Here is a 23577-nt window from a genome sequence, read left to right as displayed (position 1 = left end):
AAGTTCGCGCTACTTCCTGCTTCATGAACATTCTTATCCTCAACGGCCCCAACCTCAACCTGCTGGGCCGCCGCGAGCCGCACATCTACGGCACGCGCTCGTTCGACGATTTTCTGCCCGAGTTGCAGGTTAGCTTTCCCGACCTCAGCCTCACTGCCTTCCAGAGCAACCACGAAGGCGCTCTGCTCGACCGCCTGCACGCGGCGGCCGGCTGGGGCGAGGGGGGTAGCGAGGCCGCCAGCCAGGCCGTGGTGCTGAATGCGGGCGGCTTCACGCACACCAGCGTGGCGCTGGGCGACGCCGTGGCCGCCGTGGCCGGCGCGGGCCTGCCCGTTATTGAGGTGCACCTCAGCAACTTGGCGGGGCGCGAGGACTTCCGCCACGTCAGCTACATCGGTAAGCACTGCGTGGGCAGCATCGCGGGCTTCGGGCTCGAAAGCTACCGGCTGGCCCTGCACTACCTGCTCAGCCAGCGGCCGCGACCGGTGGGCTTCCGCCGCTGAGCGGGGGGGTAGGGAAGGCGGCGTGCATAAGCGCGGGATAATATTGCATTCTACCCCATATGATGGGGCCAGTGAGGGTATTAGGCTAGTATTTTTGACAGAATACTACGTCCATACTTTATCCTTATGCCCTACCCGTTACTTCGATTTTTGCACCCGGTATTTTTGCTGTGCTGCCTGGCAGCCCCTCAGCTGCTGCGCGCGCAGGGCTGTATGCTGGTACCCGTGCCGCTGGCCCAGCGCACGGCGCAAGCTGCCCTGGTAGTAGAGGCCCGCGTGGCCAGCCAGCAGCCCGAGCGCGCCCCCAATGGCCACCTCGTGACGCGCCACGTGCTGGAAGTATATAAGGTATTTCGGGGGCAGTTGCCGGCCGGCCCGCTCAGCGTGCTGACGCCGGGCGGCTTCCTGGGCGAGCAGGGCGAGGTAGTGAGCGGCAGCCTGGCGCTGCAAACCGGCCAGCAGGGCATCTTTTTTCTGGAAGCCGACCCCAACCTGCCGGGCGAGCGCCGCGCCTACGCCGGGCCGCAGGGCTTCATCGAGTACAACCTGGCCACGCTCATGGCCAGCGAGCCGTTTGGGCGCTACGCCAGCATCGGCGGCGCACTCTACGGCGCGCTGGCCGCCCAAACCGGCGTCAGCTACCGCAATGTCGTGCCCAATGCCGGCCTTGCCGCCGCGACCCAGCGGCGCGCAGCGCGCACCGCGGCCGGGCCGCTGGGCATTGCTGCGCCCACCATCAGCAGCTTTTCGCCCAGCGTCGTTACGGCTGGCACCAGCACCACCACTACTACCAGCACCACGGGCGTGCTCACCATCAGCGGGTCAGGGTTTGGCACTACGCAAGGCACTGGCTTCGTGCAGTTTGCCAATGCCGATGATGGCGGGGCAACCTATACACAGCCTCTGGCCAACGACTACCTAAGCTGGAGCGACTCTCAGATTCAGGTGCGGGTTCCTTCTTACAGTGCTGCCGGCCATCCGGCCGGCACGGGTGCCTTCCAGGTAGCCCTGGACAACAGCGGCAGCCTGATAGCCACCAGCCCTACCCCCCTCACCGTGACGTATGCCCTCCTCAACGTGGTTAATGCGGGCAATACGTACCGGGTGCACCTCATCAGCCCCGATGGCAGCGGAGGCTATTCGCTGCAATACGCCGCCAGCTTCCCGGCCGCCGCTAAAGCGCCCTTTGAACTGGCAATAGCTTCCTGGCGCAATCAAACGGCCATGAACCGGACGGCTGCTACCCCTGCCAGCCCGCCCGCCGACATTACGAAGGCCAACAGTGTGAGCGTAGTGCGCTTCGCGGGCTCGGCTGAATTGCCAGCTGGGGTGCTTGGCGTCACCAACTCCTATTACTCGGGCTGCTCGGTGAATAGTGGGCCGCTCAACTGGCAGGTGACGGAAACCGATTATGCCTATGCACCGGTTCCCTATCCGGGCTACACCTGGAATTTTACCGCTCAAACCCCGAGCAACACGGAATTCGACTTTCAAAGCATAGCCCTGCACGAGCTGGGCCACGGCGAGCAGCTCACGCATATTATCTCGCCGAACGCCGTAATGCACTATGCCATTGCCAATGGCCAGCTCAAGCGCGCCCTCGATATGAGCATCGACGTAGCAGCCGGCAATAACGTGATTGGCTACAGCGTGGGTACCACAGCGGCCGAGCGCTGCAATAACCCGGCCTTCATGGCCAGCCCGCAACCGCTGCCGGTGGTGCTCATGGCCTTCGCGGCGCGCTACCAGCCCGGCCAGGGGACGCGCCTGAGCTGGGCCACCGCCACGGAGGCGGGCAGCCTGGCCTTCGTGGTCGAAAGCCAGGACGACCCGACGGCCGGCACCTGGCAGGAGGTGGCGCGCGTGGCCGCCGCCGGCAGCAGCCCTACCCCCCGCCAATATGCCAGCCTCGATGCGCGTCCGCTGGCCGGCACCCGCTACTACCGCCTGCGCCAAATGGACCTCGATGGCCGCGTGGCTTACTCGCCGGTGGCGGCCGTTACGGCCGCCACCATGCTGGCCGCCTACCCCAACCCGGCCGCCCGCCTCGTGCGCCTGAGTGGCCCGTTGGCAACTGATGCTGCCGCGCACGTGCGCCTGCTCGATGCCACCGGCCGTTGCGTGGCCAGCGCCACTGGCCCAGTGGGCCAGGCGGCCTTCGACCTGCCGCTGGCCGGGGTGCCCGCGGGCCTCTACATAGTGGAGTGGGACGGCGGCGCGGGGCGCGGCTACCTGCGGCTGGTGGTGGAGTAATGGGGATAATAAAAGAACGTCATGCTGACGAAGGAAGCATCTCTACCGCGTTAGTAATCTTAAGTGTTAGAGGTTAGTTACGCGGTAGAGATGCTTCCTTCGTCAGCATGACGTTCTTTTATCACTCCCACTACCCCCGCTCTCATTCCTCCCATTACCCACTACTCCCACCGCCCATTACCAATATCTTTGCCGCATGGCAACCCTTCCGACTTATACTTTCAACCCTGGCCCTTCAGCCGTGTACCCCGACGTGCGCCAGTACCTGGCCGACGCTTTTGAGGAGGGCTGGCTGTCGGCGCCGCACCGCTCCGAGCGCTTCACGGCGCTGGTGCGCCTGTGCCTCGACCAGGCCCGCCTCAAGATCAACATCCCGCAAGACTATACCATCCTGTTCACCTCGTCGGCTACCGAGTGCTGGGAAATCCTGACCCAGAGCCTGACGCCGCGCCGCTCGTTTCACCTCTACAACGGCTCGTTTGGGCAGAAGTGGTTCGACTATGCCCGCGCCCTGCGGCCCGGCTGCACTGGGTTAAAGTTTGATATCAACGACGTGCCCGACCCGGCTACCCTGCCCTTCAACCCCGAGGAAACCGACCTCGTGTGCCTCACGCAGAACGAGACGAGCACCGCCACGCAATTGCGCGACAACTTCATTCTCAACATCTTCAACCGCCTGGGGCCGGCGCTGCTGGCCGTCGATGCCACGTCGTCGCTGGGGGGGGTAGCGCTCAAGTTTATCAAGGCCGACGTGTGGTACGGCTCGGTGCAGAAGTGCCTGGGGCTGCCGGCCGGCCTGGGCATCATGGTGCTGTCGCCGCGCGCCGTGGCCCGCGCCCGCGAGGTGGGCGACAACGCGCACTACAACAGCCTCAACAGCCTGGTGAAGCAGATGCTCAACTACCAGACCACGCACACGCCCAACGTGCTGGGCATCTACCTGTTGAGCCGGGTGCTGCAAGCCCGCGAGCCCATCAAAGTCATCGCCCCGCACCTGAGCGAGCGCGCCCAGAAGCTCTACGACTACTTCGAGCAGGTGCAGCCGCTGGGCCTGCGGCCGCTGGTCGAAAACCCCGAGGCGCGCTCGACCACCGTCATTGGCCTGCAAGGGCCGCCCGCGGTCATTGAGGAAGTGAAGCGCCGCGCCCGCGACGAGGCCGGCCTGCAGCTGGGCTCGGGCTACGGCGACCACAAGGCCACCAGCCTGCGCATCGCCAACTTCCCGGCCGTGCCGGATGCGGCGTTTGAGGCGCTGGTGCAGTTTTTCGAGAGTATTCGCCAGGAAATGCGGTAAGCTGAAGCTTGCCGCACTTCTTCCCTACCCCCTTCCAAACTTGATTACGCTCTTCACCGACGGCTCCAGCCGCGGCAACCCCGGCCCCGGCGGCTACGGCACCATCCTGCGCTACGGCCCCCACGAAAAGGAAATTTCCCAGGGCTTCCGCCGCACCACCAACAACCGCATGGAGCTGCTGGCCGTGATTGTGGGCCTGGAAGCCGTGACGCGCCCCGAAATCCCGATTCTGGTCGTGTCCGACTCGAAATACGTGGTCGATTCCGTGGAGAAGAAGTGGGTTTTCAACTGGGTAAAAAAGCCCGACTTCGGCAAGAAGGCCAACGAGGACCTGTGGCGCCGCTTCCTGCGCATCTACGAGCAGCGCAAGGTGTCGTTTAAGTGGATAAAAGGCCACGCCGGCCACCCCGAAAACGAGCGCTGCGACGTGCTGGCCGTGCAAAGCGCGCTGGGCCGGGGGCTGCTGGTGGATGAGGGGTACGAGGCGCTGGGGTAACTCAGCAAGCCGAAAAAAACTATACTTGTTACTTAATCATCCGCCCGCATCTAGAAACTAACTTCCCGCAACTATTAATTAACTAGCACCAAGATTAGTAAGATTACGTACATTTGTTGCAACAGTTGTCAGCAAATAAGGGGCTGAGCCTTGCGACCCAACTCCTTACCCTAACTAATCCAATGAACGGCGGCCGTTATGGCACCGCCACTCATCAAAAGCCCCACGAGCCATTTAGTTAGCTCGGAGGGTATTCGGAGCTTGAATGTCAATTCAAACCCCGAACGCGTGCTGTCCTTTTTCATGTTTCGATTGAAGTAAAGGGTTGCACTAAAACCCCCACACTTCTGAAACCCCGGTCTGTTTGCTGCAGCCGGGGTTTCCTCTTTTTAAGAGAAACCGTTACAGCTGGGGGACATACCTAACGCGATTGGCAAAAGTAGCCTCGCCAAGCGGTACTACTTGCCAAAACAGCGGCTGAATTTCAAGAAAATCGGCCTATTCACTGCGTTTAACCATTACAGCCCCAAGCACCATGCCTACCCTCACCGTGGCCCTCGACTGGACACCTAACACCAACCACACCGGCTTTTTCGTGGCTCAGGAGCTAGGTTATTATACCGAGGCGGGCCTCACCGTAAACCTACTGAGCCCCGCCACCGACAACTACGCCACCACGCCCGCCAAGAAGCTGGAAACGGGCGCGGCCGATTTTGCCATCGCGCCCTTTGAAAGCGTTATCAGCCTGAATACCAAAGCGAACCCCGTGCCGGCCGTGGCGGTGGCCGCGCTGCTGCAAGCGGATATTAGCTCGGTGGCGGTGCTGACGAGCAGCGGCCTGACGCGGCCCCGCGACCTCGACGGTCGCACCTACGCCTCGTACCAGGCGCGCTATGAAGATAAGATTGTGCAGCAGCTCGTTAGCAACGACGGCGGCGCGGGCAACTTGCACCTGAGCTACCCGCCGAAGCTCGGCATCTGGGAGACGCTGCTGACCGGCGCGGCCGATGCCACCTGGATTTTTGACAACTGGGAAGGCATTGAGGCCGAGGCGAACGGGGTGGAATTGACCAAGTTTCGGCTGGCCGACTACGGCATTCCCTACGGCTACTCGCCGGTGCTGCTCACGACCCGCCCGCTGCTCGACCAGCACGCGGCCGCGTACCGGGCGTTTCTGCAAGCAACTAAAAGAGGCTATTTATTTGCCCAGGCCGACCCGGCGCGGGCCACCGAAATCCTGACCAGCCACGTGCCGCTGCGCGACGCCGAGCGCGTGGACATCCGGCGGAGCCAGGACTACACCGCGCCCTACTACGGCGACGAGGCGACTTGGGGCACGATGACGGAGGAGCGGGTAACTGCTTTCCTGGATTGGCTGATTGCTAATGAGTTGGAGGATGAAAAGATAAACTCCTACCCCCTCTTCACCAACGAGTTGCTGCGCGGCGCGTAGCCCGCGCCCGGCCGTGCCCAACGACTACTTCCAGTTTCAGCAGTTTCGCATCGACCAAAGCGACTGCGCTCAAAAGGTGAGCACCGACGCTTGCCTGCTCGGCGCGGCCATCGACCTCACCGGCGCGACCCGCGTGTTGGATATTGGCACCGGCACCGGCTTGCTGGCCCTTATGATGGCGCAGCGGGCACCTGCGGCCACCATCGAAGCGATTGAAATTGACCCCGCGGCGGCGGCCCAGGCGGCGGCCAACGTGGCGACGAGCCCGTGGGCGGGCCGCATCTGGGTGCGGCCGCTGAGTCTGGCGGCCTACGCGGCGGCCCTACCCCCCATTTTCAGCCACATTATCTGCAATCCGCCGTTTTTTCGGCGCAGCCTGGCCCCACCCGATGCGGCCCGCGCCACGGCGCGCCACGCGGGCGAGACGTCACTGACGTTTGCCGAAATAGCGGCCTTCGCGGCGGCGTTTCTGGCACCGGCGGGCACGCTCACGGTGCTGCTGCCGCCGCCCGAAATGGGGCATTTCGCGCAAGTGGCGCAGGCGGCGGGCCTACCCCCCAGGCGCGGCTGGAGGTGCGGCACCGGCCGGGCGGGCGCGTGACGCGGGTTATCGGGCAGTTTGGGCGCGCGGCGGCGGCGACCGTGGCCGAAATGGAGGTGGTTATTAAGGAAGCCGATGGCTTGGCGTATTCGGCAGATTTTGAGGCGCTGCTAGCGGGGTTTTATTTGGATTTGTAGCGCGGATTCTGCGAATCCGCGCGTGGGAGCAGCCAGGCATTCTCACGCGCGGATTCGCAGAATCAGCGCTACAGCAGGGCAGCCAGCTGGGCCAGCTTTTCGCCGTGCAGGGCGGCCAGCAGGTCGGCTTCGAGGGTATCGAATTCGGCGGCTGAGTAGTGGCGCTGCACGTGGCCGCCCACCAGCACGGTAGCTTCGTCGGCGATTTCGGTGAGCGTGCCCAGGATGTGCGAGGTGAGCAGGATGCCGGTGCCGCGCTCGCGCAGGCGCTTGAGCATTTCTTTGAGCAGCAGGTTGGCTTCGAGGTCGAGGCCGTTGAAGGGCTCGTCGAGAATGAGAAAGGCAAAATCCTGCACCAGGAGTGCCAGCAGGGCCAGCTTTTTCTTCATGCCGGCCGAGTAGTCGGTGGCGTATTGGTCGAGGGGCAGCTCCAGCAGCTGGTTCCAGGGCCGCAAATCGGGCACGGGCCTCTTCCTTGCTTGCAGGCAGAACGCGACGTACTCGCGCCCCGTGAGGCGGGGGTAGAAGTACGGTTCGTAGGGCAGCAGGCCGGTGATGTCACGCACCGGGCCGGGCGCGCGTACGGTGCCCGTATAGCCGCTTTCCAGCCCGTAAAGGCAATTGATAAGCGTCGTTTTGCCCGCGCCGTTGGCCCCCACCAAGCCGTGGATGCTGCCCGGCCGCAGCGCCAGGCTCACGCCGCGCAGCACTTCGTGGCGGCCGTAGGCTTTGTGAATATCGATTAATTCAAGCATAAATTAAGCTCCTATTATTGCCCGCAGCCGGCGGCGGCTTTGCCACACCAGGCCCCCGGCGATTGCCAGCATCAGCGGGGGGTAGGCGGGGTGCCAGGCCCCGCCTAGGCCGATGGCCAGCACCAGCCCCTGCGTGGTGCGCATGTGGGTGGCATTGGGATAAAACGCGTATTTGGTTAAAATGAGCAGCGCCACCAGCGCCAGCCAAAACAGCGCCACGGCCAGCGCCGCGCCGCCGCCCGCCGGCCCTACCCCCAGCAGCAGCCAGAACGGCGCGGCCGTGGCCGCCGCGTAGCCCAGCCCCAGCGCCAGCCGCCGCCGCAAAAACTGCCGGGGCGTGCGGGCCGCTAGCGCCAGCATGGTCACTGGCTCGGGCTCGCCGTAGCAGGCCAGCACCACCAGCAGCCACGCCACCAGCGCCAATACTGGTGCCAGCGGCGAGGCCCGCTGCCAGGCGGCCAACCCCACCAGCAGCGGCCAGATTATCAGTCCTTTGGTCGCCCGCATTCCGCTCACCCACTCAAATGCCTCGCTGCGAAAAAGGCTGCGCCAGCGGTGCCGGGTAGGGCTATCGGGGCGGGCCGGCGGCACCCAGGCCACCAGCGGGGCCAGCACTAGCAGGAGCACGGCCGGCCCCGCCGCCTGCACGGCCAGCAGCCCCAGCGCCACCGGCAGCACCAACAGCCCATACTCGGCGGCCACCCACGGCCGAAATCCCGGCGCGGTAGTGGCCAGAAACTGCGCATCGGCCCGCTGCCGGTGAGCCCCTAGCAGCGACCAGGCCACCAGCGGCGGGGCCAGCCAGGCGGCCCACGGCAGCCCGCGCAACGCGGCCAGTACTTGCAACAACCCCAGGCTCAACATAGGCACCACCAGCGCCAGCCGCAGCCAGCCAATTTCATGCAGCAGCCGGCCCAGCAGGCGCAGGCGCAGGGTAAGGTAAGCGCGCAGGGCACTTAGTCCACGCGAAGTGGCGGTGGTAGTGGGCATTAAGCGACGGAGCGGGGGGTAGGGATTTCTTCCTCCGAAAAGGTAATGCCGTAGTCGGCCGCTAATTCTTGTAAAATCGGTTCGTAGAGGTCGGGCGTGGTTGGGATAACGACGCCGCGGCCGGCAATTTCGCCCCGCGCCAGGCGGCGCACGGCCATGCCCAGGGGCAAGCCCACGGTTTTGGCCATCGCGGTGTGAGTCGCGTCGTCGCCCGTCACCACCAGGGAAGAAATGAGTTGATAATTATTCTCTTCCCGCTCATAGTCAAACTGATGCTGCATCACTATCATATCGCGGTCGTGGGGCTGGAGCTGCCATTTTTCGGCCAGCAGGTGCTCCAGCAGCTGGGCGGCTGTGGCGTTGGCCAGGCCCACGGGGCGCTCGGTGAAGAGGCCCAGCCAGGCCAGGCGCGTTAGCTCGGGGCCGTGGGGGTCGAGGCCCAGCTGCCGCGCCACGGCGGCGGCCACATCGGCCGGCGCAATGGGGGTAGGCAGGTGCCGGGCCACCAGCTCCTGCCACGGCTGCTCGGCGGGGTTGCCCAGCGGCGTGCTGTCGTTGGTGAGGCCCAGCGTCACGAGTGCCTGCCAGGCCCCGCAGTAGCCGGGGCGGCGCAGGGTGCCGCGCAGCATGGTCTGGATATCGGCCAGCCCATATAACTCGCGGTAGGTGAGCGAGTCGCGGTTGGCGTAGCCTTCGAAGTGGCCGTGGCCGGGCACCGCCAGCGTTTCGGCCTGGCCAAACAACTCCTCATAGGGCAAGAGTTTTTCCTGACCATTTTGGAGATAACGGGCCGGGCCGCCCTGGCCGGCCAGTACCACGTTGCGCGGGTTCCAGGTAAACTTGTAGCGCCAGGGGTTGTCACCTTCCGAGGCGGGGTCGAGCAGGCCGCCGCAGTACGAGGTGAAGCTCGTCAGCCGCCCGCCCTGGCTCTTCAAGTTGTTGATAATCTGCATAGCCGACATGTGGTCGAGGCCGGGGTCGAGGCCGCATTCCATCAAAAAGACCAGGCCCGCGGCGGCGGCCTCCTCGTGCAGGGCACCGATTTCGGGGCTCACGTAGCTGGCCGTGGCCAGGTGGCGGCGGTGGCGCAGGCAGGCGCGCGCCACCAGCGGGTGAAACGCGGCCGGCAGCATCGAAATTACGAGGTCAGCTTCGGCTACCAGTTGGTCGAGCCGGGCGGCGTCCTGCACGTCGAACGGCACGGCGCGGGCGTACTGCGAGTGCGCGGCCAGCACCGGGGCCAGGTGGGCGGGCATGGCGTCGGCCACGGTCAGAAACCAGCGCTCGGCCGGCGCGTGGCGCAGCAGGTACTGCATCAGCACCGAGGCCGAGCGGCCGGCGCCCAGCAATAAGAGGCGGGTAGGAGGAGTCATGCGGGCAAAAGTAGCCGCAGGGAAAGTTGAAAGCGGGCAGGAGGGAGCAGGATTACGGCCAAAAAAATCCCTCCGCCTTCCTTCCAACTTCTAAATTCCATATTCTTATCCGATTTCTCGCTTTCTTTGTCGCCCCATTTTTATTCTTGCCGCAATGGCCTCCGCTCCTTCCAATTTGCCCACCCGCCGCCACCTCAGCCTCAGCTACGAGGAGCTGGCCACGCCCGCCCAGCTCTCGCCCACCGAGCGCCGGGTGTGGGACGCCGCCCGCGCCGCCACCGACCACTCCTACGCGCCCTACTCGCACTTCCACGTGGGGGCCGCGCTGCTGCTCGCCGACGATACCCTGGTGCAGGGCACCAACCAGGAAAACGCCGCCTACCCCTCCGGCCTGTGCGCCGAGCGCACGGCGCTGTTTGGGCTGGCGGGCGGCCGCCCTACCCCCCCGCCGCGCATCATCGGCATGTCGGTGGCCGGCCGGCCGGCCGACGGCGACTTCCGGCCCGCGCTGCCCTGCGGGGCCTGCCGCCAGGTGATGCTGGAATATGAGCTGCGCCAGGGCCAGCCCATCTGGCTGCTGCTGCCCAGCGAGGCGGGCACCATTCTGCGCTTCGAGCGGCTGGCCGACCTGCTGCCGTTCTACTTCGCGGCCGACGCCCTGCCGCCGCGGGCCTGAGCGGTCAGCAGCGCACAGAAATAGATGAACTATCAACAGAACGTCATTCCGAGCTTGCCGAGGAATCTCGCGTGGGGTAGTAATCAATACCGTTAAACGATTGAGCTACTACCCCACGCGAGATTCCTCGGCAAGTTCGGAATGACGTTCTTTGTGGTCGATTTATACTCTCCCTACCCCATGTCCGCTCGTCTCATTCTCCAAATTGCCGCCGTGCTGGGCGCGCTCACCGTGGCCATCGGAGCCTTCGGGGCGCACGCGCTGCGGCCCATGCTCGAAGCCAGCGGCCGCCTCGAAACCTTCGAAACGGCCGTGCGCTACCAGTTTTACCACCTGCTGGCGCTGCTGGCGGTGGGCGTACTGGCCGTGGTCCGGCCCGACCTACGCGGCCTCGACACAGCCGCGCTGCTCTGGACCGCAGGCATCGTCATTTTCAGCGGCTCGCTCTACGCCATCTGCTTCACGGGCATCACCAAGTTTGGGGCGGTGGCCCCGCTGGGCGGGCTGCTGCTGATTGCGGGCTGGGCGCGGCTGCTCTTTGCGGTGAGCAAGATGTAGCTTTCGCTTCGCAAAAACCCCTAAAAAAGGCGAGCCGACCACAGTGGTCGGCTCGCCTTTTTTGGAGGGGTAGGGCTTACTTGTTCGAAGCCGTAGCGGCTTCTTTCACCTCGCCCACCAGCGAAACGGTGGTGCTGCCGGCGGCCGAGTTCGAGTCGATGGTCAGCACTTTGGTCTGCATACCCATTTTGCCGGCCGAGTTGAATTTGGCCGAGATAGTGCCGGTTTTGCCGGGCTGCACGGGCTCCTTGGTCCACGAAGGCGTGGTGCAGCCGCAGCTCACGCCGATGTTGGAAATCACGAGCGGCTGGGTGCCGGTGTTCTTAAACTTGAACGTGTGGTCCACGATATCGCCCTGTTTGATGGAGCCGAAGTCGTACTTCACTTCCATAAACTCGATTTGGGGACCAGCGGCCTTAGCCATTTTGGCAGGCTTCATGGTCTGGGCGTGGGCGGCGGTACCGGCGAACGTGAGGCCCAGGGCCAACAGCAGCATTTTAGTCATGATGGTGAGTAAGAAGGAGTTGAGGAATAAAAGCAAATTTACGTGCCGAGGCAGCGTTGGCAAAACTACGGCCAAATTAGCGCCGCTGGCTGGAGGCTGAGTGAAGGCACTCGCCGGGCAAACCCGAACGGTGGCAATTGAATTCCCTACCCCCACTTTTTTGGCGCACGCTACTCTTCCTCCACCGCCTCGCCGCTGGCCAGCAGCCGCCGCTGAAAATTGAGCAAAAACAGCCGCTCCGACGCCCGCGTGATGGCCGTGTAGAGCCAGCGCGCAAACTCGCCGCCCACCGGCTCGTCGGGCTTAATGAAGCCGTGGTCCACGAACACGGCCTGCCACTGGCCGCCCTGCGCCTTGTGGCAGGTGAGGGCGTAGGCAAATTTTATCTGCAACGCGTTGAGGTACGGGTCTTTGCGCATTTCGGCGTTGCGCTCGGCCTTTTTGGTGAGGTGGGCGTAGTCGGCCAGGATTGCCTGGTACATCTTCTCGTTCTGGTCGCGCGGCAGCGAGGGCGTTTCGGTGTGCAGCGTGTCGAGCAGCAGCTTTACTTCTAACTCCGGCTCGTCGGGGTAGTCCACGAGCCGCACCCGCGCCTGGGCAAAGCGGCAGCCAAAGACTTCTTCGCGCCGAATTATCTTGGTGATTTCCAGGAAGTCGCCATTAGCCAAAAAGCCAATTTCTGAGTCCTTGGGCAGCCAGAAATAGTTATTCCGCACCACCATAATATAGTCACCCGCCTCAATCTCCTCCTCGGCATCAAACAGCGTGCGCCGGATGAGTTGATTGTACTGGTTGGCATTGCGATTGGAGCGGCAAATGATGGTCGTGTTCTCGTGCCCGAAGTTGCGGTAGGCCCAGCGCAGGCCGTCCTCCAGCTTGTCGCCGCCCATCTTAAACATGTCCTTGAAACCCTTGGTATGCAGCTGAATATTGGGCGCTTCCTCCCGCAATTCTTCGCGCAACTCGGTGGCATTCACCAGGATGCCCGAGGCCTCGGCCTGGCGCATCACCTGGCGCAGCTCCACGCCCTCCACCCGCGCCCGGAAGCGGTGGGCCAGCAGCTCGGGGTCGAGGGCCGGGCTCAGCAGCTGGCCCACCGGCGGCAGCTGCGCCGTGTCGCCGATGAGCAGCAGCCGGTTGGTGCTACGCTCAAACACGAAGCCCATCAAATCGTCGAGCAGGCCATTTTCGCCAAAAGCCTTCTCATCGGAAATCATAGATGCCTCATCCACAATGAAAAGTGTTTCCTCCTGGCGGTTGGGCTGGCGCGTGAAGCTGAGGCGTTCGCTGGGCGCGCCGCTGGTTTGGCGGTATATTTTTTTGTGGATGGTGCTGGCCGGCACGCCGGCGTAGGCGCTCATCACCTTAGCGGCGCGGCCGGTGGGCGCCATGAGCGCGTAGCGGCGCTGCATCCGGGCCAGCCACTGCACGAGGGCGCTCACGACGGTGGTTTTGCCGGTGCCAGCGTAGCCGCGCAGCACAAACACCTTGCGCCCCGGCAGCTGGTCGCGCAAAAACTCATCGAGCTGCCCGAACAGCGTCGCCTGGTCGTCGGTCGGCTCGAAGGGAAAATAATCGCGAACGGAAGGGAATCGGGTAGAGAGCACGAACGATAGGGGATAATGAATTGCGGTAAAATTAGCCTGCTTTTGCCAGCGAACTTAATGAGCCGGTACTATGTATATTTGTGCAGGACAAAGCCACTGGCCGCGTCTTAGGCCTGGGTGCAAGCCTGGGCCCTACCAAGGGACACCTCGTGCATGAGGTGTCCCTATTTTTTTAGGGTATTACACCGCGAAAAGCATTGGTAATTATCGCGCTGCGACTAAAAACATATAGCCTATCCTCCAGCAGCACCACTATTTCTAACAAGACTTTGGCACGTTGTGTACGGTTATAAATACCGCTCTCCAAAAAGTCCCGGTTGAAGTCGGCGGGTAGTTGAATGAGAATGCGGCTGGCTTGCCGGCTGCCATCGCGCAGGGCTTTATCAATGGCGTTTTCGGTGCGGCCTTCGGGGATTTTAAATTCCCATACCACGCCGTTGCGGGTGGCATCGGGCGATTTTACGTGTGGCTCGTCGGCTATTCCCAGCAGGCATACGCATACGCATTCGCCCCGCGCTGCGAGAAACAGCGCAATGGGCAGGTTCTGACGGCTTTCCTGCTTGCCGTGGTTTTCGTGCATATCCACGAAGCCTCCTTCGGGATTCTCAAATACGCGGGTGTAACCAGGGCCTGGGAGTAGGTTCAAGACACTCATACGGCGTCAATCACCGCCATCGTGGCCGACGCTTTGGCAATCAGCACATTATCACACCACACCTCGGCTTCACAGAAGTGCAGCCGCCGGCCGGCTTTCAACACCCAGCCGATGGCCCGGATGCGCTGGCCCACGCCGGGGTTGAGGTAGCTCACTTTCAAGTCCGACGTCACCACCCCTACCCCCTCGGGCACGAGCGTAATGGCGGCAAAGCCGGCCACCAGGTCGGCCATCGTGGCTACCAGGCCGCCGTGGGCAAAGCCGCGCTGCTGCTGGTGCTGCTGGCCCAGCGCCAGCTCAGCCTCCACGCGGCCGGGCTCGATGCGGGTAAGGTCGGCGCCAATGAGGTGCATAAAGTGTTGACCCTTGAGCTTTTCGCGAATGCGGGTTTCGAGGTCAAGGGCGGGGAGGGGGGTAGCAGCGGGCATAAGTCGCTCAAAGATACCGGCAGGGCGTACCTTACCGGCCCTTCCGCCCCCTACCCCCCTCTTGCTGATGGAACACGTTTCGACTATGCAGTACCTCGTAGCCGGCGCGCTGGGCCTGGGGCTGGCCGCGTGCAGCGGCTTTCGGGTATTTGTGCCGCTGCTGGCTGCCAGCGTGGCGCACCGGCTGGGCTGGCTGCCCAGCTCGCCGGGCTTCGACTGGCTCAGCTCCTGGACGGCCCTAGTGGTGCTGGCTACGGCCACCGTGGCCGAATTGCTGGGCTACTACGTGCCGCTTTTCGACCATTTGCTGGATACGCTGACTACGCCGGCCTCCTTCATCGCGGGCACTTTATTGATGACATCCTCGCTCACGCACCTCGACCCGACGCTACGCTGGACGCTGGGCATCTTAGTAGGCGGCGGCGCGGCGGGGCTGGTGCAGGGCAGCACGGCGCTGCTGCGGGCGGGCTCCACGGCCACCACCGGCGGGCTGGCCAACCCGCTGTTTGCGACGCTGGAAAATATATTGGCGATAGTCGGCACGCTCCTTACGCTGCTGCTGCCGCTGGTGGCGGCGGGGCTGGCCGTGGGGCTGCTGGTGTTCCTGGCGAGCCGGCTGCGGCGCTGGCAGCAGCGGCGGGCGCTGGCCCGGCAGGTGGGGGTAGGCGGGCCGGGTGCGACACCCGCAGCAGGCGGGTTTGCGTAAAGGCAACCCTATCCCTGAACTAATATCGCCTTTATGCCCGGTGCCGAATCTGACTCAAATAGCTCTTTGCTAACTCCTTATAACGGACTGGTGCGCGTGCGCGTGGGGGGGCTGCTGGTGCGCCAGGGCACCATTTTGCTGGCGGCCCACCGGGGCTTGCTACCCAATGGGGCCACGTTCTGGTCGCCGCCAGGCGGGGGCTGGGCCTTCGGTGAGAGCTTGAAAGAGGCGCTGGTACGCGAATTTCAGGAAGAAACCGGGCTGGCCGTGCGGGTGGGCCGGCAGCTGCACCTGCACGAGTTTCGGCGCGATGCGCTGCAGGCGCTGGAGCTGTTTTTTGAAGTAACGGCCGAAGACCCCACCGCTACCCCCCGCCTGGGCCACGACCCCGAGCACGCCCCCGATAGCCAGCTGCTCAGCGAGTTGGCCTGGCTCACGCCGCGCCAGCTGCTGGCCCTGCCGCCCGCCCAGGTCCACCCGATACTGCGCGGGCTGCTGAGTACCGACGACGTATTCGTGCCCCAGGTGCTGCTGAATGCCTAGCCGCAGCGCGTGGGGTTCGCCAGGGCGTGGCCTTCAGGCCCGACAAGGGGATAGGGCGGCCGCTGACAGAGCAATTGCAAGCATACTTATTTCTGATTTTCAGCAACTTACTCAGATAAGAAGCTGAAAGCGTGGGCTACTTCTACCAACCCGGTCCCAAAAACTTATCTTTGCCGGCCGTGCCTACCACCCCTATCCTACCCGCCCCCGCCGCGGTAAGCCTCCGCGACGACACCTTCGACCTCGCGAACCCCACGGCCTACCACCTCTATGCCCTGGCCGGGCCTACCAGGCTGCGCGTGGCGGCGCTGGACGTGGCCCGCCAAAAAATAGTGGCCTTCGACGACCAGCCGCTCGCGGGCCTGGCCGACCTGCCCGCGGCCGCGGCCACCCACCCGCTGCTGGGCCACGCCGGCTGGGCACGGCTGCGGCTGGCGCTGGCGGGCACGGCCAGCACGCTGCTGCCCGCGCCCCTCTACCGGCCCGGCGACGAGAACGCCTACCTGCGCCCGCACCACGCGCTGGCCCCCACCGAGGAGGCCCTGGCCTACGCCCTACCCCTGCCCGCGCCGGCCACCGACATCGTGAGCATTTTCGCGGCGCGCCACGACTTGTCGCACTGGCTCTACACGGCGCACGGGCCCAGCGCGCGGCTGCTGCCCGCCACCAGCGCCCTGCTGGCGGGCCTGCTGCACCAGCGCGGCACCACGCCGCGCCAGCTCTACCTCAGCCTGGCCGAGCAGGAGCTGACGGCCGTGGTGCTGGGCCCGCAGCTGGAGTTTTGCAACACCTTTGCCGTGAGCACGGCCGAGGATGTGGCCTACTACGTTATCCTGGTGATGCAGGAGCTGGGCCTGAACCCCGACCGCGACCCGGTGACTATTTGGGGCGAATTGACCAGCGACTCGGCCACATTTGCGCTGCTTGGCACCTACGTGCGCCACCTGCGCTTTGGGGCGCGGCCTTTTGGGGTGCAGTATTTTTATTACCTGAATGAGGTGGCCGACTACCGGCATTTCGACTTGTTCAGCCTGGTTTATTGCGAATAGCTGTTGACCCAGGACGCGGCGGCGCTCCAATTTCATGAAAAAAATCGCCCTTTTTCCCGGTTCCTTCGACCCGTTTACCACCGGCCACCTCGACATGGTGCGGCGCGGCGCGGGGCTGTTCGATGAGGTAATTATTGCCCTGGGCACCAATAGCAGCAAGCAGCGCTACCTACCCCTCGACTGGATGATGGCGCAGCTCGAAGCCTTGTTTCAGAACGAGCCGCGCGTGTCGGTGCGCAGCTACCAGGGCCTAACGGTGGAATTTGCCCGCGCCACTGGCGCGCGCTACTTGCTGCGTGGCCTGCGCAATACGCTCGATTTTGAGTACGAAAACAGCATCGGCCAGGCCAATCGCCTGCTTTATCCCGAGCTGGAAACGGTGTCGCTGCTCACGGCACCCACGCTGGCGGCCATCAGCAGCACCATCGTGCGCGATATTCACCGCTACGGCGGCGACGTGACGCCGTTCGTGCCGTTCGCCCTACCCCCTCCCAAGCCGGCGTAGCTGCCTGGCTCTTAACGCAAAAGCCCCCCGGTTCTTTGCGAACCAAGGGGCTTTTGCGTAGGGTAAGCCGAGGCTTTATTCCATTATTTTCAGTGGGTCGATGGAGTCCACTTTGAAATACTGCATGGCGATGAGCGAGGTGATAACACCTGTCATGCTGCCCATGAGGATAATGGCCAGAAAAGCGACTACTATCGAGAGGTCGAAACCAAATAGATTTTCTACCTGCGTCAGGTCCAAGGACTTAGGCATAATAGTCGAAATAATAATAAAAAACAGGCCCAGGATAACGGAAGCCACCAGCGCGGTCACGATGCCAGTGCCGTAGCCCCCGAGGTAGGGCATTTGCTCGCCCCGCACCTGGCGCAGGTTCCGAATGGCCAGCACCGAGCCCAGCACCAGAATAAGCACGTCGAGGCTACCGGCTTCAATGTGCGAGAAAAAGCCGAACAGGGCGGCTAGCAGCGTATAAACGCAGAGCACTGCCCCGGTCATGACGCCAAAGCGGACACCATTTCGTTCGGGGGTGAGGGTGGGGCCGGCAGATGCGGTCGTGGGGCGGGCAGCCATAAGGAAAAGGAAGTAGTGTGAGGAGAGGAAAGCCGCAAAAGCGGCCCGAAAGGCCAGCTGATTAGGCTATACTGCATTTGGCGGCCGGATGTTGTGCCCGCTGCCGGGGGCACAAATCGGTGCCCGCCGGCGTTAGGGTAGGGTAAGGCGGGGCGGCGGCGTATTTTTGCAAGGATTTTTTGGTTTTTTATTCCGGTTTTAAATGATTTCCACGACCAACGTGAGCTTGCGCTATGGCAAGCGGGTGCTGTTTGAAGACGTAACGGTGAAGTTTTTGCCCGGCAACTGTTACGGCCTGATTGGGGCCAACGGCGCCGGCAAATCAACTTTTCTCAAGATTTTGTCCGGCGAGCTGGAGCCCAACACCGGCTCGGTAGCGCTGCCCGCCGGCCAGCGCTTGGCCGTGCTCAAGCAGAATCAGTTTGCCTACGACGACCAGCAGGTGCTCCAGACTGTTATTCAGGGCCACCAGCGGCTGTGGGCGGTGATGAGCGAAAAGGACGCGCTCTATGCCAAGGCTGATTTTTCGGACGCCGACGGCGAGCGCGCCGCCATTCTGGAAGGCGAATTTGCCGACCTCGAAGGCTGGAACGCCGACTATGAGGCTGCTGAGCTGCTCAGCGGTCTGGGCATTACCGAAGACAAGCACTATAGCGTGATGTCGGACCTCGGCGCTTCGGAAAAAGTGCGCGTGCTGCTGGCGCAGGCGCTGTTTGGCAACCCTGACGTGCTGCTGCTCGACGAGCCCACCAACAACCTCGACGCCGAGAGTGTGCTCTGGCTCGAAAACTTCCTGGATGGCTTTCAGAACACGGTGATTGTGGTGAGCCACGACCGCCACTTTCTCGATGCCGTGTGCAACTACATGGCCGACCTGGATTTCTCGAAAATCACGATGTACCCCGGCAACTACGGCTTCTGGTATGAGAGCAGCCAGCTGGCCTTGCGCCAGCGGCAGGACGTGAACAAGAAAACCGAGGACAAGCGCAAGGAATTGGAAGAATTCGTGCGCCGCTTCTCGGCCAACGCCTCGAAATCCAAGCAAGCCACGAGTCGCCAGAAGCTGCTGCAAAAGCTGACGCTGGAGGAAATCAAGCCCTCGTCGCGCCGCTACCCCTACATTGCCTTCAAGCCCGAGCGCGAAGCCGGCAACCAGCTGCTGACCGTGGAAGGCGTGAGCAAAGCCGTGGATGGCCAGTCGGTGATTAAGAACGTGTCGTTTACGCTCGACAAGGGGGATAAAATCGCCATTGTGGGCCGCGACGACCGGGCGGCTTCCATGCTGTTCGATATTTTATTTAAGGAAGCGACGGCCGACAAAGGCGAGGCCGATTGGGGCACCACCATCACGCCCAGCTACTTCCCAAAGGAAAACAGCGGCTTCTTCCAGGCCGACAACATGAACCTGGTGGACTGGCTGCGCCAATACTCGACCGACAAGGACGAGAGCTTCGTGCGCGGCTGGTTGGGCCGCATGCTGTTTTCGGGCGAGGAGAGCCAGAAGAAGCCCAACGTGCTGAGCGGCGGCGAAAAAGTGCGCTGCATGCTGAGCAAGATGATGCTCGAAAGCGGCAACGTGCTGGTGATGGACGACCCCACGAACCATCTGGACCTGGAAAGCATTCAGGCCCTGAACAACGGCCTAAAAGACTTCACCGGCTCACTCATCTTCGCCTCGCACGACTTGCAGTTTATCGAGACGGTGGCCAACCGCATTATCGAGCTCACGCCCGAAGGCATCATCGACCGCCGCATGAACTACGAAGAATACCTGGCCGATGAGACGCTGAAAGCCCAGCGTCAGAAAATGTATCAGTTGGCTTAAAATCAGGAATTAAGCCGACTCTTTTCGGGGTTTGGTCTAGTAAGCCGGGCTTCTTCATTTTCTCTTCGTGCCGCGCCGCTAATTTCCCTTCATGAAACGTCTGCTTTTTCCATTTTTATTAGGGGCCGTGGCTCTGCTGGCCCCCGGCCGCAGCCTGGCCCAGAACAAGCCCGCGCTTAACACCGCGCCTCCCGGCTCGTTGCCCGCCGCGCGGCCGGCTCCGGTGAATACCCCGCGCCCGGCGGCCGACTCGGCCGGCGTGGCACCGACCATCCCGGTGTACACGCCGGCCCCGGCTCGCCCTACCCCCCCCAGCCGGCCCAATCCAGCCAGGCCGAGCCCCTACCCGCCCCCAGCCAGGGCAGCCCATCGGGACTGGAGTTGCCGGGCCGCGAGCAGACGCGCAAGGCCGCGCAGCAGCACGCCGAGCAATACACCAAGTTGTTCGTGTACTCGGGCCTGGGCCTAGGCTACAGCTCTTATTCGGGCTACAGCCAGTTCAATTTCAGCATTTCGCCGGCTATCGGCTACCGCGTGAACGACCGGCTTTCCATTGGACCGGGCATCAGCTACGCGTACAGCAACTACGGCATCAGCAACGGCTATAACACGAACGGCAGCACCAATTTCAGCACCAGCAGCTTTGGCGTAAAAGGCTTTGCCCAACTCATGGTGGTTGCTAATTTCTTCATACACGCCGAATACGAGGTGACGAAGGCGCAGCTGCTGGCGCAGGACAATTACGGTAATTTCAGCACCATCAATCGTTCGGTGCAGACGCCGCTGGCGGGCATCGGTTACCGCTCGCAAATCAGCAACCGCGCGGCCGCTGATATTGTGCTGCTCTACAATTTTCAGGACAACTACAACAGCATTTATCCCAACCCGGTAATTCGCTTCAATTTCCTGTTTAATATCGGCCGCTAGCTGCCAGGACCAGGCATAAGAAAACCCCCACCGTAAGCACGGCGGGGGTTTTCTTATTGCAGGCGGCTAAACTCTACTAAACCGGGTTGCGGCCGCTGATAACGCGCAGTAGAATGGCAATAATGGCAATCACCAACAGGATGTGCAGCAGGTTGTTGCCGGCTAGACCAGCACCCAGGATGCCGAAGAAGCCGAGGGCCCAGATGAGGATGAGAACGACGGCGATGATATACAACAAATTGCCCATGAGTGAAAAGAGAAAGAGGAGTGGTGAGAAGGATGGAAACAAACCTTTGCGGCTTGGTAGGGCTTTGTACGGGGTGGGCGGGAAAAGGATGAATATCTACTAAAAAAACTCACCTGTTCGCCACTCCTGGTTGGTCGCAGTAGCTTTGCGGAGCGGCAGCTACCCACGGCCGGCCGTTTTTCCTACCCCCCTCTTTTTCTCCCACCCATGCACGTTGCCGTTATTGGCTCGGGCACGATGGGCAATGGTATTGCCCACGTTTTTGCCCAGCACGGATTCTCCGTGGCCCTCATTGATATCAACCAGCCGGCGCTTGATAAAGCGCTGACTATCATCACTAAAAACCTCGGCCGCCAGGTGACCAAAGCCACTTTTAGCGAGGACGACAAAGTGGCCACTCTGGGTCGCCTGCGCACCTTCACGAGCCTGGCCGAGGGCGTAGCCAACGCCGAGTTGGTAGTAGAAGCTGCCACCGAAAACGTGGACCTCAAGCTCCAGATTTTCCGCGACCTCGACCAGTGCGCGCCGGCCGGGGCCATATTGGCCAGCAACACGTCGTCGATTTCGATTACCAAAATCGCGGCCGTCACCAAGCGCCCTACCCAGGTAATTGGGATGCACTTTATGAATCCCGTGCCGGTGATGAAGCTGGTGGAGGTTATTCGCGGCTACGCCACTTCCGATGAGGTGACGCGGCGCGTGATGGAGCTGTCGCGCCAGCTCGGCAAAACGCCCACCGAGGTCAATGACTACCCCGGCTTCGTGGCCAACCGCATTCTCATGCCCATGATTAACGAGGCCATTATCAGCCTGTTTGAGGGGGTAGCGGGCGTGGAGGAAATTGATACGGTGATGAAGCTCGGCATGGCCCACCCGATGGGCCCGTTGCAGCTCGCCGATTTTATTGGGCTCGACGTGTGCCTGGCCATCCTGCGGGTGCTGCACGAGGGCCTTGGCAACCCCAAGTACGCGCCCTGCCCGCTGCTGGTAAACATGGTGATGGCCGGCCGCCTGGGCGTGAAATCGGGCGAGGGCTTTTACCAGTACACGCCCGGCTCAAAAGACCTGGTAGTGGCCGCTCGTTTTCGCAAATAGGGTAAACTCGCACCATCCAGACTATACTGAACGGTACTACCCAAAATCCCGTTAACCAGACACGCTGACGTCAGAATCAGCGCAATCAATTTAATCCGCGTAAATCTGCGATTTTATGGAACATGCAACCTTTGGGGCCGGCTGCTTTTGGTGCGTCGAGGCCGTTTTTCAGAATTTGAAGGGGGTAGAAAAAGTGGTGTCGGGCTACGCCGGGGGCCGCATCAAAAACCCCACCTACAAGGAAGTATGCAGCGGCATGACCGGCCACGCTGAGGTAATTGATGTTGCGTTCGACCCGGCCGTAATCAGCTATAAAGAGTTGCTGGAAATCTTCTGGAAAACCCACGACCCGACGACCCTCAACCGCCAGGGTAATGATACCGGCACGCAGTACCGCTCGGTTATTTATTACCACGGCGACGAGCAAAAAAAGCTCGCCGAGGAATACAAAAAGAAACTCAACGACGGCCACGCTTTCCCCAACCCCGTGGTAACCGAAATCACGGCCGCGCCGGAGTTTTATGTAGCCGAAGATTACCATCAGAATTACTTCAACATGCACGGCCACGAGCCTTATTGCCAGTTTGTGGCCAAGCCCAAAGTGGATAAGGTGAAGGCACTGTTTGGTGAGAAACTGAAGCGGGCTATCTGAACCACGGATTCGACGGATTTTTCGGATTAATCGGATTTTGTAGTCGATTTGTACGTAAGAATTAGGTCTAATCAGAATTAAAAAGGGCTGTCCAAATGGACAGCCCTTTTTAATTTAAGGATAAGGAAAATAATCGACTACAAAATCCGATTAATCCGAAAAATCCGTCGAATCCGTGGTTCAGATAGATACGTTATGTTCGCGCAGCGCGTCGTTGAGGCTCGTTTTTAAATCCGTGCTGGGCTTGCGCTGGCCGATAATGAGCGCGCACGGCACCTGATATTCCCCCGCCGGAAATTGTTTGGGAATGGTACCTGGAATGACGACCGAGCGCGGCGGCACGTAGCCTTTATACTCTTTCGGTTCGGGACTGGTGACGTCGATAATCTTGGTGCTGCCGGTGATGGTAACGCCCGCGCCAATCACGGCTTCCTTGCCGATGCGGCAGCCTTCGACCAGGATGCAGCGCGAACCGATGAACGCGCCATCTTCAATAATAACCGGGGCGGCCTGCACGGGTTCCAGCACGCCGCCGAGGCCTACCCCCCCGCTCAGGTGCACGTGTTTGCCCACCTGGGCGCACGAGCCCACGGTGGCCCAGGTGTCCACCATCGTGCCCTCGCCCACGTGAGCACCGATGTTGATGTAGCTGGGCATCAGGATGACGCCGGGGGCCAGGTAGGCCCCGTAGCGGGCCACGGCGGGCGGCACCACGCGCACTTTCTGGCCGGCGTAATCAGTTTTGAGGGCCATTTTATCGTGATATTCGAAGGGGCCGACCTCCTGGGTGCTCATCTGGCGCAGCGGGAAATAAAGGATAACGGCCTTCTTGACCCACTCGTTGATTTTCCACTCGCCGCCTTCTTCGGTGGGCGGCTCGGCCACGCGCAGGTGGCCTTTGTCGAGGTCTTCAATGGTGTGCTCGATGGCGGCTTTGGTTTCGGGCTGGTCGAGCAGCGTACGGTCGTGCCAAGCGTGCTCGATGGCCTCCTGGGCGGCAAAGCGGTCGAGCACGGGGCTGTGGTGGGCGGTGGTGTCCATGAGAATACGTAAAGTAGAATTGGGCGCAAAACTAGCATCTTTAGGGGTTGAAAAGCGCATCTTTGCTCCCAATCACCCTACCAGGGACTTTGGTTGGCGCTTTGCCGCCGGCCCTACCCCCCTCGCTGTGGCG

The 23577-nt window shown here is 62.2% G+C and carries 24 protein-coding genes and 1 pseudogene; 16 read left to right on the top strand and 9 right to left on the bottom strand.

Going from position 1 to position 23577, the window contains the following annotated elements; translation table 11 throughout:
- The first annotated feature begins 23 nt into the window (after nucleotides 1-23).
- The 6 genes from A0257_01380 to A0257_01355 all read left to right on the top strand — a co-directional run bounded on the left by A0257_01380 (nucleotide 24) and on the right by A0257_01355 (nucleotide 6600).
- Nucleotides 24-503 (top strand): 3-dehydroquinate dehydratase, encoded by a 480-nt coding sequence (locus A0257_01380; protein AMR25877.1) that lies wholly within the window; start codon nucleotides 24-26, stop codon nucleotides 501-503.
- A gap of 150 nt (nucleotides 504-653) precedes the next feature.
- Complete coding sequence (locus A0257_01375) at nucleotides 654-2756, top strand: hypothetical protein (GenBank protein ID AMR25876.1); 2103 nt, start codon at nucleotides 654-656, stop codon at nucleotides 2754-2756.
- 196 nt (nucleotides 2757-2952) lie between these two features.
- Entirely contained in the window at nucleotides 2953-4050 is a 1098-nt protein-coding gene (locus tag A0257_01370; protein ID AMR25875.1) for a phosphoserine aminotransferase, read from the top strand.
- 40 nt (nucleotides 4051-4090) lie between these two features.
- Nucleotides 4091-4546, top strand: coding sequence for a ribonuclease HI (locus A0257_01365; GenBank protein AMR25874.1), 456 nt, complete (start codon nucleotides 4091-4093; stop codon nucleotides 4544-4546).
- Between the two features lie 535 nt (nucleotides 4547-5081).
- Nucleotides 5082-5999: an ABC transporter substrate-binding protein gene (locus tag A0257_01360; protein ID AMR25873.1), complete on the top strand. Its 918-nt coding sequence runs from the start codon at nucleotides 5082-5084 to the stop codon at nucleotides 5997-5999.
- A 13-nt stretch (nucleotides 6000-6012) separates the two neighbouring features.
- Nucleotides 6013-6600: a hypothetical protein gene (locus A0257_01355; GenBank protein ID AMR25872.1), complete on the top strand. Its 588-nt coding sequence runs from the start codon at nucleotides 6013-6015 to the stop codon at nucleotides 6598-6600.
- A 205-nt stretch (nucleotides 6601-6805) separates the two neighbouring features.
- Here A0257_01355 and A0257_01350 read toward each other — a convergent pair whose 3' ends face one another.
- Genes A0257_01350 through A0257_01340 form a run of 3 tightly spaced genes read right to left on the bottom strand, consistent with a single transcriptional unit; the run spans nucleotide 6806 to nucleotide 9855 of the window.
- Entirely contained in the window at nucleotides 6806-7492 is a 687-nt protein-coding gene (locus A0257_01350; protein ID AMR25871.1) for a hypothetical protein, read from the bottom strand.
- Between the two features lie 3 nt (nucleotides 7493-7495).
- Nucleotides 7496-8482, bottom strand: a complete 987-nt coding sequence (locus A0257_01345) for a hypothetical protein (protein ID AMR25870.1) — start codon at nucleotides 8480-8482, stop codon at nucleotides 7496-7498.
- Nucleotides 8482-9855, bottom strand: a complete 1374-nt coding sequence (locus A0257_01340) for a saccharopine dehydrogenase (protein AMR25869.1) — start codon at nucleotides 9853-9855, stop codon at nucleotides 8482-8484. Before A0257_01340 ends, A0257_01345 begins: the two co-directional genes overlap by 1 nt.
- 154 nt (nucleotides 9856-10009) lie before the next feature.
- On the opposite strand from A0257_01340, the gene A0257_01335 reads away from it, so the two are divergent.
- Complete coding sequence (locus tag A0257_01335; GenBank protein AMR25868.1) at nucleotides 10010-10531, top strand: cytidine deaminase; 522 nt, start codon at nucleotides 10010-10012, stop codon at nucleotides 10529-10531.
- A 180-nt stretch (nucleotides 10532-10711) separates the two neighbouring features.
- Nucleotides 10712-11089 (top strand): hypothetical protein, encoded by a 378-nt coding sequence (locus A0257_01330; GenBank protein AMR25867.1) that lies wholly within the window; start codon nucleotides 10712-10714, stop codon nucleotides 11087-11089.
- A 76-nt stretch (nucleotides 11090-11165) separates the two neighbouring features.
- Here the strand turns inward: A0257_01330 and A0257_01325 are convergent, their stop codons facing one another.
- The 4 genes from A0257_01325 to A0257_01310 all read right to left on the bottom strand — a co-directional run bounded on the left by A0257_01325 (nucleotide 11166) and on the right by A0257_01310 (nucleotide 14284).
- On the bottom strand, nucleotides 11166-11594 hold the full coding sequence (locus A0257_01325; GenBank protein ID AMR25866.1) for a hypothetical protein: 429 nt from the start codon (nucleotides 11592-11594) through the stop codon (nucleotides 11166-11168).
- 170 nt (nucleotides 11595-11764) lie between these two features.
- Nucleotides 11765-13201 carry an ATP-dependent endonuclease gene (locus tag A0257_01320; protein AMR25865.1) on the bottom strand — a complete coding sequence of 479 codons (1437 nt, stop codon included), beginning with the start codon at nucleotides 13199-13201 and terminating at the stop codon, nucleotides 11765-11767.
- Between the two features lie 172 nt (nucleotides 13202-13373).
- Complete coding sequence (locus tag A0257_01315; GenBank protein ID AMR25864.1) at nucleotides 13374-13781, bottom strand: hypothetical protein; 408 nt, start codon at nucleotides 13779-13781, stop codon at nucleotides 13374-13376.
- Between the two features lie 71 nt (nucleotides 13782-13852).
- A complete protein-coding gene (locus A0257_01310) occupies nucleotides 13853-14284 on the bottom strand; it encodes a thioesterase (GenBank protein AMR25863.1) in 432 nt (143 codons plus the stop codon).
- Nucleotides 14285-14351: 67 nt separating this feature from the next.
- Here A0257_01310 and A0257_01305 point away from each other — a divergent pair.
- The 4 genes and pseudogenes from A0257_01305 to A0257_01290 all read left to right on the top strand — a co-directional run bounded on the left by A0257_01305 (nucleotide 14352) and on the right by A0257_01290 (nucleotide 17087).
- Nucleotides 14352-14903, top strand: a pseudogene (locus A0257_01305) (hypothetical protein).
- A 177-nt stretch (nucleotides 14904-15080) separates the two neighbouring features.
- Nucleotides 15081-15533, top strand: coding sequence for a hypothetical protein (locus A0257_01300; GenBank protein AMR25862.1), 453 nt, complete (start codon nucleotides 15081-15083; stop codon nucleotides 15531-15533).
- Between the two features lie 131 nt (nucleotides 15534-15664).
- Entirely contained in the window at nucleotides 15665-16582 is a 918-nt protein-coding gene (locus tag A0257_01295; GenBank protein AMR25861.1) for a hypothetical protein, read from the top strand.
- 34 nt (nucleotides 16583-16616) lie between these two features.
- Nucleotides 16617-17087 (top strand): pantetheine-phosphate adenylyltransferase, encoded by a 471-nt coding sequence (locus A0257_01290; GenBank protein AMR25860.1) that lies wholly within the window; start codon nucleotides 16617-16619, stop codon nucleotides 17085-17087.
- A 75-nt stretch (nucleotides 17088-17162) separates the two neighbouring features.
- Here the strand turns inward: A0257_01290 and A0257_01285 are convergent, their stop codons facing one another.
- Nucleotides 17163-17582 carry a hypothetical protein gene (locus A0257_01285; GenBank protein AMR25859.1) on the bottom strand — a complete coding sequence of 140 codons (420 nt, stop codon included), beginning with the start codon at nucleotides 17580-17582 and terminating at the stop codon, nucleotides 17163-17165.
- A 277-nt stretch (nucleotides 17583-17859) separates the two neighbouring features.
- Here A0257_01285 and A0257_01280 point away from each other — a divergent pair, with 277 nt between their 5' ends.
- The 4 genes from A0257_01280 to A0257_01265 all read left to right on the top strand — a co-directional run bounded on the left by A0257_01280 (nucleotide 17860) and on the right by A0257_01265 (nucleotide 22403).
- Nucleotides 17860-19482, top strand: a complete 1623-nt coding sequence (locus A0257_01280) for an ABC-F family ATPase (protein ID AMR25858.1) — start codon at nucleotides 17860-17862, stop codon at nucleotides 19480-19482.
- Between the two features lie 381 nt (nucleotides 19483-19863).
- Nucleotides 19864-20409, top strand: a complete 546-nt coding sequence (locus A0257_01275) for a hypothetical protein (GenBank protein AMR25857.1) — start codon at nucleotides 19864-19866, stop codon at nucleotides 20407-20409.
- Nucleotides 20410-20863: 454 nt separating this feature from the next.
- On the top strand, nucleotides 20864-21751 hold the full coding sequence (locus tag A0257_01270) for a 3-hydroxybutyryl-CoA dehydrogenase (protein ID AMR25856.1): 888 nt from the start codon (nucleotides 20864-20866) through the stop codon (nucleotides 21749-21751).
- A 115-nt stretch (nucleotides 21752-21866) separates the two neighbouring features.
- On the top strand, nucleotides 21867-22403 hold the full coding sequence (locus A0257_01265; protein ID AMR25855.1) for a peptide-methionine (S)-S-oxide reductase: 537 nt from the start codon (nucleotides 21867-21869) through the stop codon (nucleotides 22401-22403).
- Nucleotides 22404-22583: 180 nt separating this feature from the next.
- Here A0257_01265 and A0257_01260 read toward each other — a convergent pair whose 3' ends face one another.
- Nucleotides 22584-23444 carry a 2,3,4,5-tetrahydropyridine-2,6-dicarboxylate N-succinyltransferase gene (locus A0257_01260; GenBank protein AMR25854.1) on the bottom strand — a complete coding sequence of 287 codons (861 nt, stop codon included), beginning with the start codon at nucleotides 23442-23444 and terminating at the stop codon, nucleotides 22584-22586.
- Between the last annotated feature and the right edge of the window lie 133 nt (nucleotides 23445-23577).

Source organism: Hymenobacter psoromatis, from assembly GCA_001596155.1.
GTDB lineage: Bacteria > Bacteroidota > Bacteroidia > Cytophagales > Hymenobacteraceae > Hymenobacter.
Note: the sequence above shows the minus strand (reverse complement) of the source record. Positions and strands in the feature narration are given on the sequence as shown.

Coding starts and splice junctions, on each gene's coding strand:
- A0257_01345 (AMR25870.1), bottom strand. CDS start 8,482: ATGCCCACTACCACCGCCACTTCGCGTGGACTAAGTGCCCTGCGCGCT.
- A0257_01265 (AMR25855.1), top strand. CDS start 21,867: ATGGAACATGCAACCTTTGGGGCCGGCTGCTTTTGGTGCGTCGAGGCC.
- A0257_01380 (AMR25877.1), top strand. CDS start 24: ATGAACATTCTTATCCTCAACGGCCCCAACCTCAACCTGCTGGGCCGC.
- A0257_01325 (AMR25866.1), bottom strand. CDS start 11,594: ATGACTAAAATGCTGCTGTTGGCCCTGGGCCTCACGTTCGCCGGTACC.
- A0257_01315 (AMR25864.1), bottom strand. CDS start 13,781: ATGCACGAAAACCACGGCAAGCAGGAAAGCCGTCAGAACCTGCCCATT.
- A0257_01310 (AMR25863.1), bottom strand. CDS start 14,284: ATGCCCGCTGCTACCCCCCTCCCCGCCCTTGACCTCGAAACCCGCATT.
- A0257_01350 (AMR25871.1), bottom strand. CDS start 7,492: ATGCTTGAATTAATCGATATTCACAAAGCCTACGGCCGCCACGAAGTG.
- A0257_01360 (AMR25873.1), top strand. CDS start 5,082: ATGCCTACCCTCACCGTGGCCCTCGACTGGACACCTAACACCAACCAC.
- A0257_01370 (AMR25875.1), top strand. CDS start 2,953: ATGGCAACCCTTCCGACTTATACTTTCAACCCTGGCCCTTCAGCCGTG.
- A0257_01290 (AMR25860.1), top strand. CDS start 16,617: ATGAAAAAAATCGCCCTTTTTCCCGGTTCCTTCGACCCGTTTACCACC.
- A0257_01340 (AMR25869.1), bottom strand. CDS start 9,855: ATGACTCCTCCTACCCGCCTCTTATTGCTGGGCGCCGGCCGCTCGGCC.
- A0257_01280 (AMR25858.1), top strand. CDS start 17,860: ATGATTTCCACGACCAACGTGAGCTTGCGCTATGGCAAGCGGGTGCTG.
- A0257_01285 (AMR25859.1), bottom strand. CDS start 17,582: ATGACCGGGGCAGTGCTCTGCGTTTATACGCTGCTAGCCGCCCTGTTC.
- A0257_01330 (AMR25867.1), top strand. CDS start 10,712: ATGTCCGCTCGTCTCATTCTCCAAATTGCCGCCGTGCTGGGCGCGCTC.
- A0257_01260 (AMR25854.1), bottom strand. CDS start 23,444: ATGGACACCACCGCCCACCACAGCCCCGTGCTCGACCGCTTTGCCGCC.
- A0257_01270 (AMR25856.1), top strand. CDS start 20,864: ATGCACGTTGCCGTTATTGGCTCGGGCACGATGGGCAATGGTATTGCC.
- A0257_01335 (AMR25868.1), top strand. CDS start 10,010: ATGGCCTCCGCTCCTTCCAATTTGCCCACCCGCCGCCACCTCAGCCTC.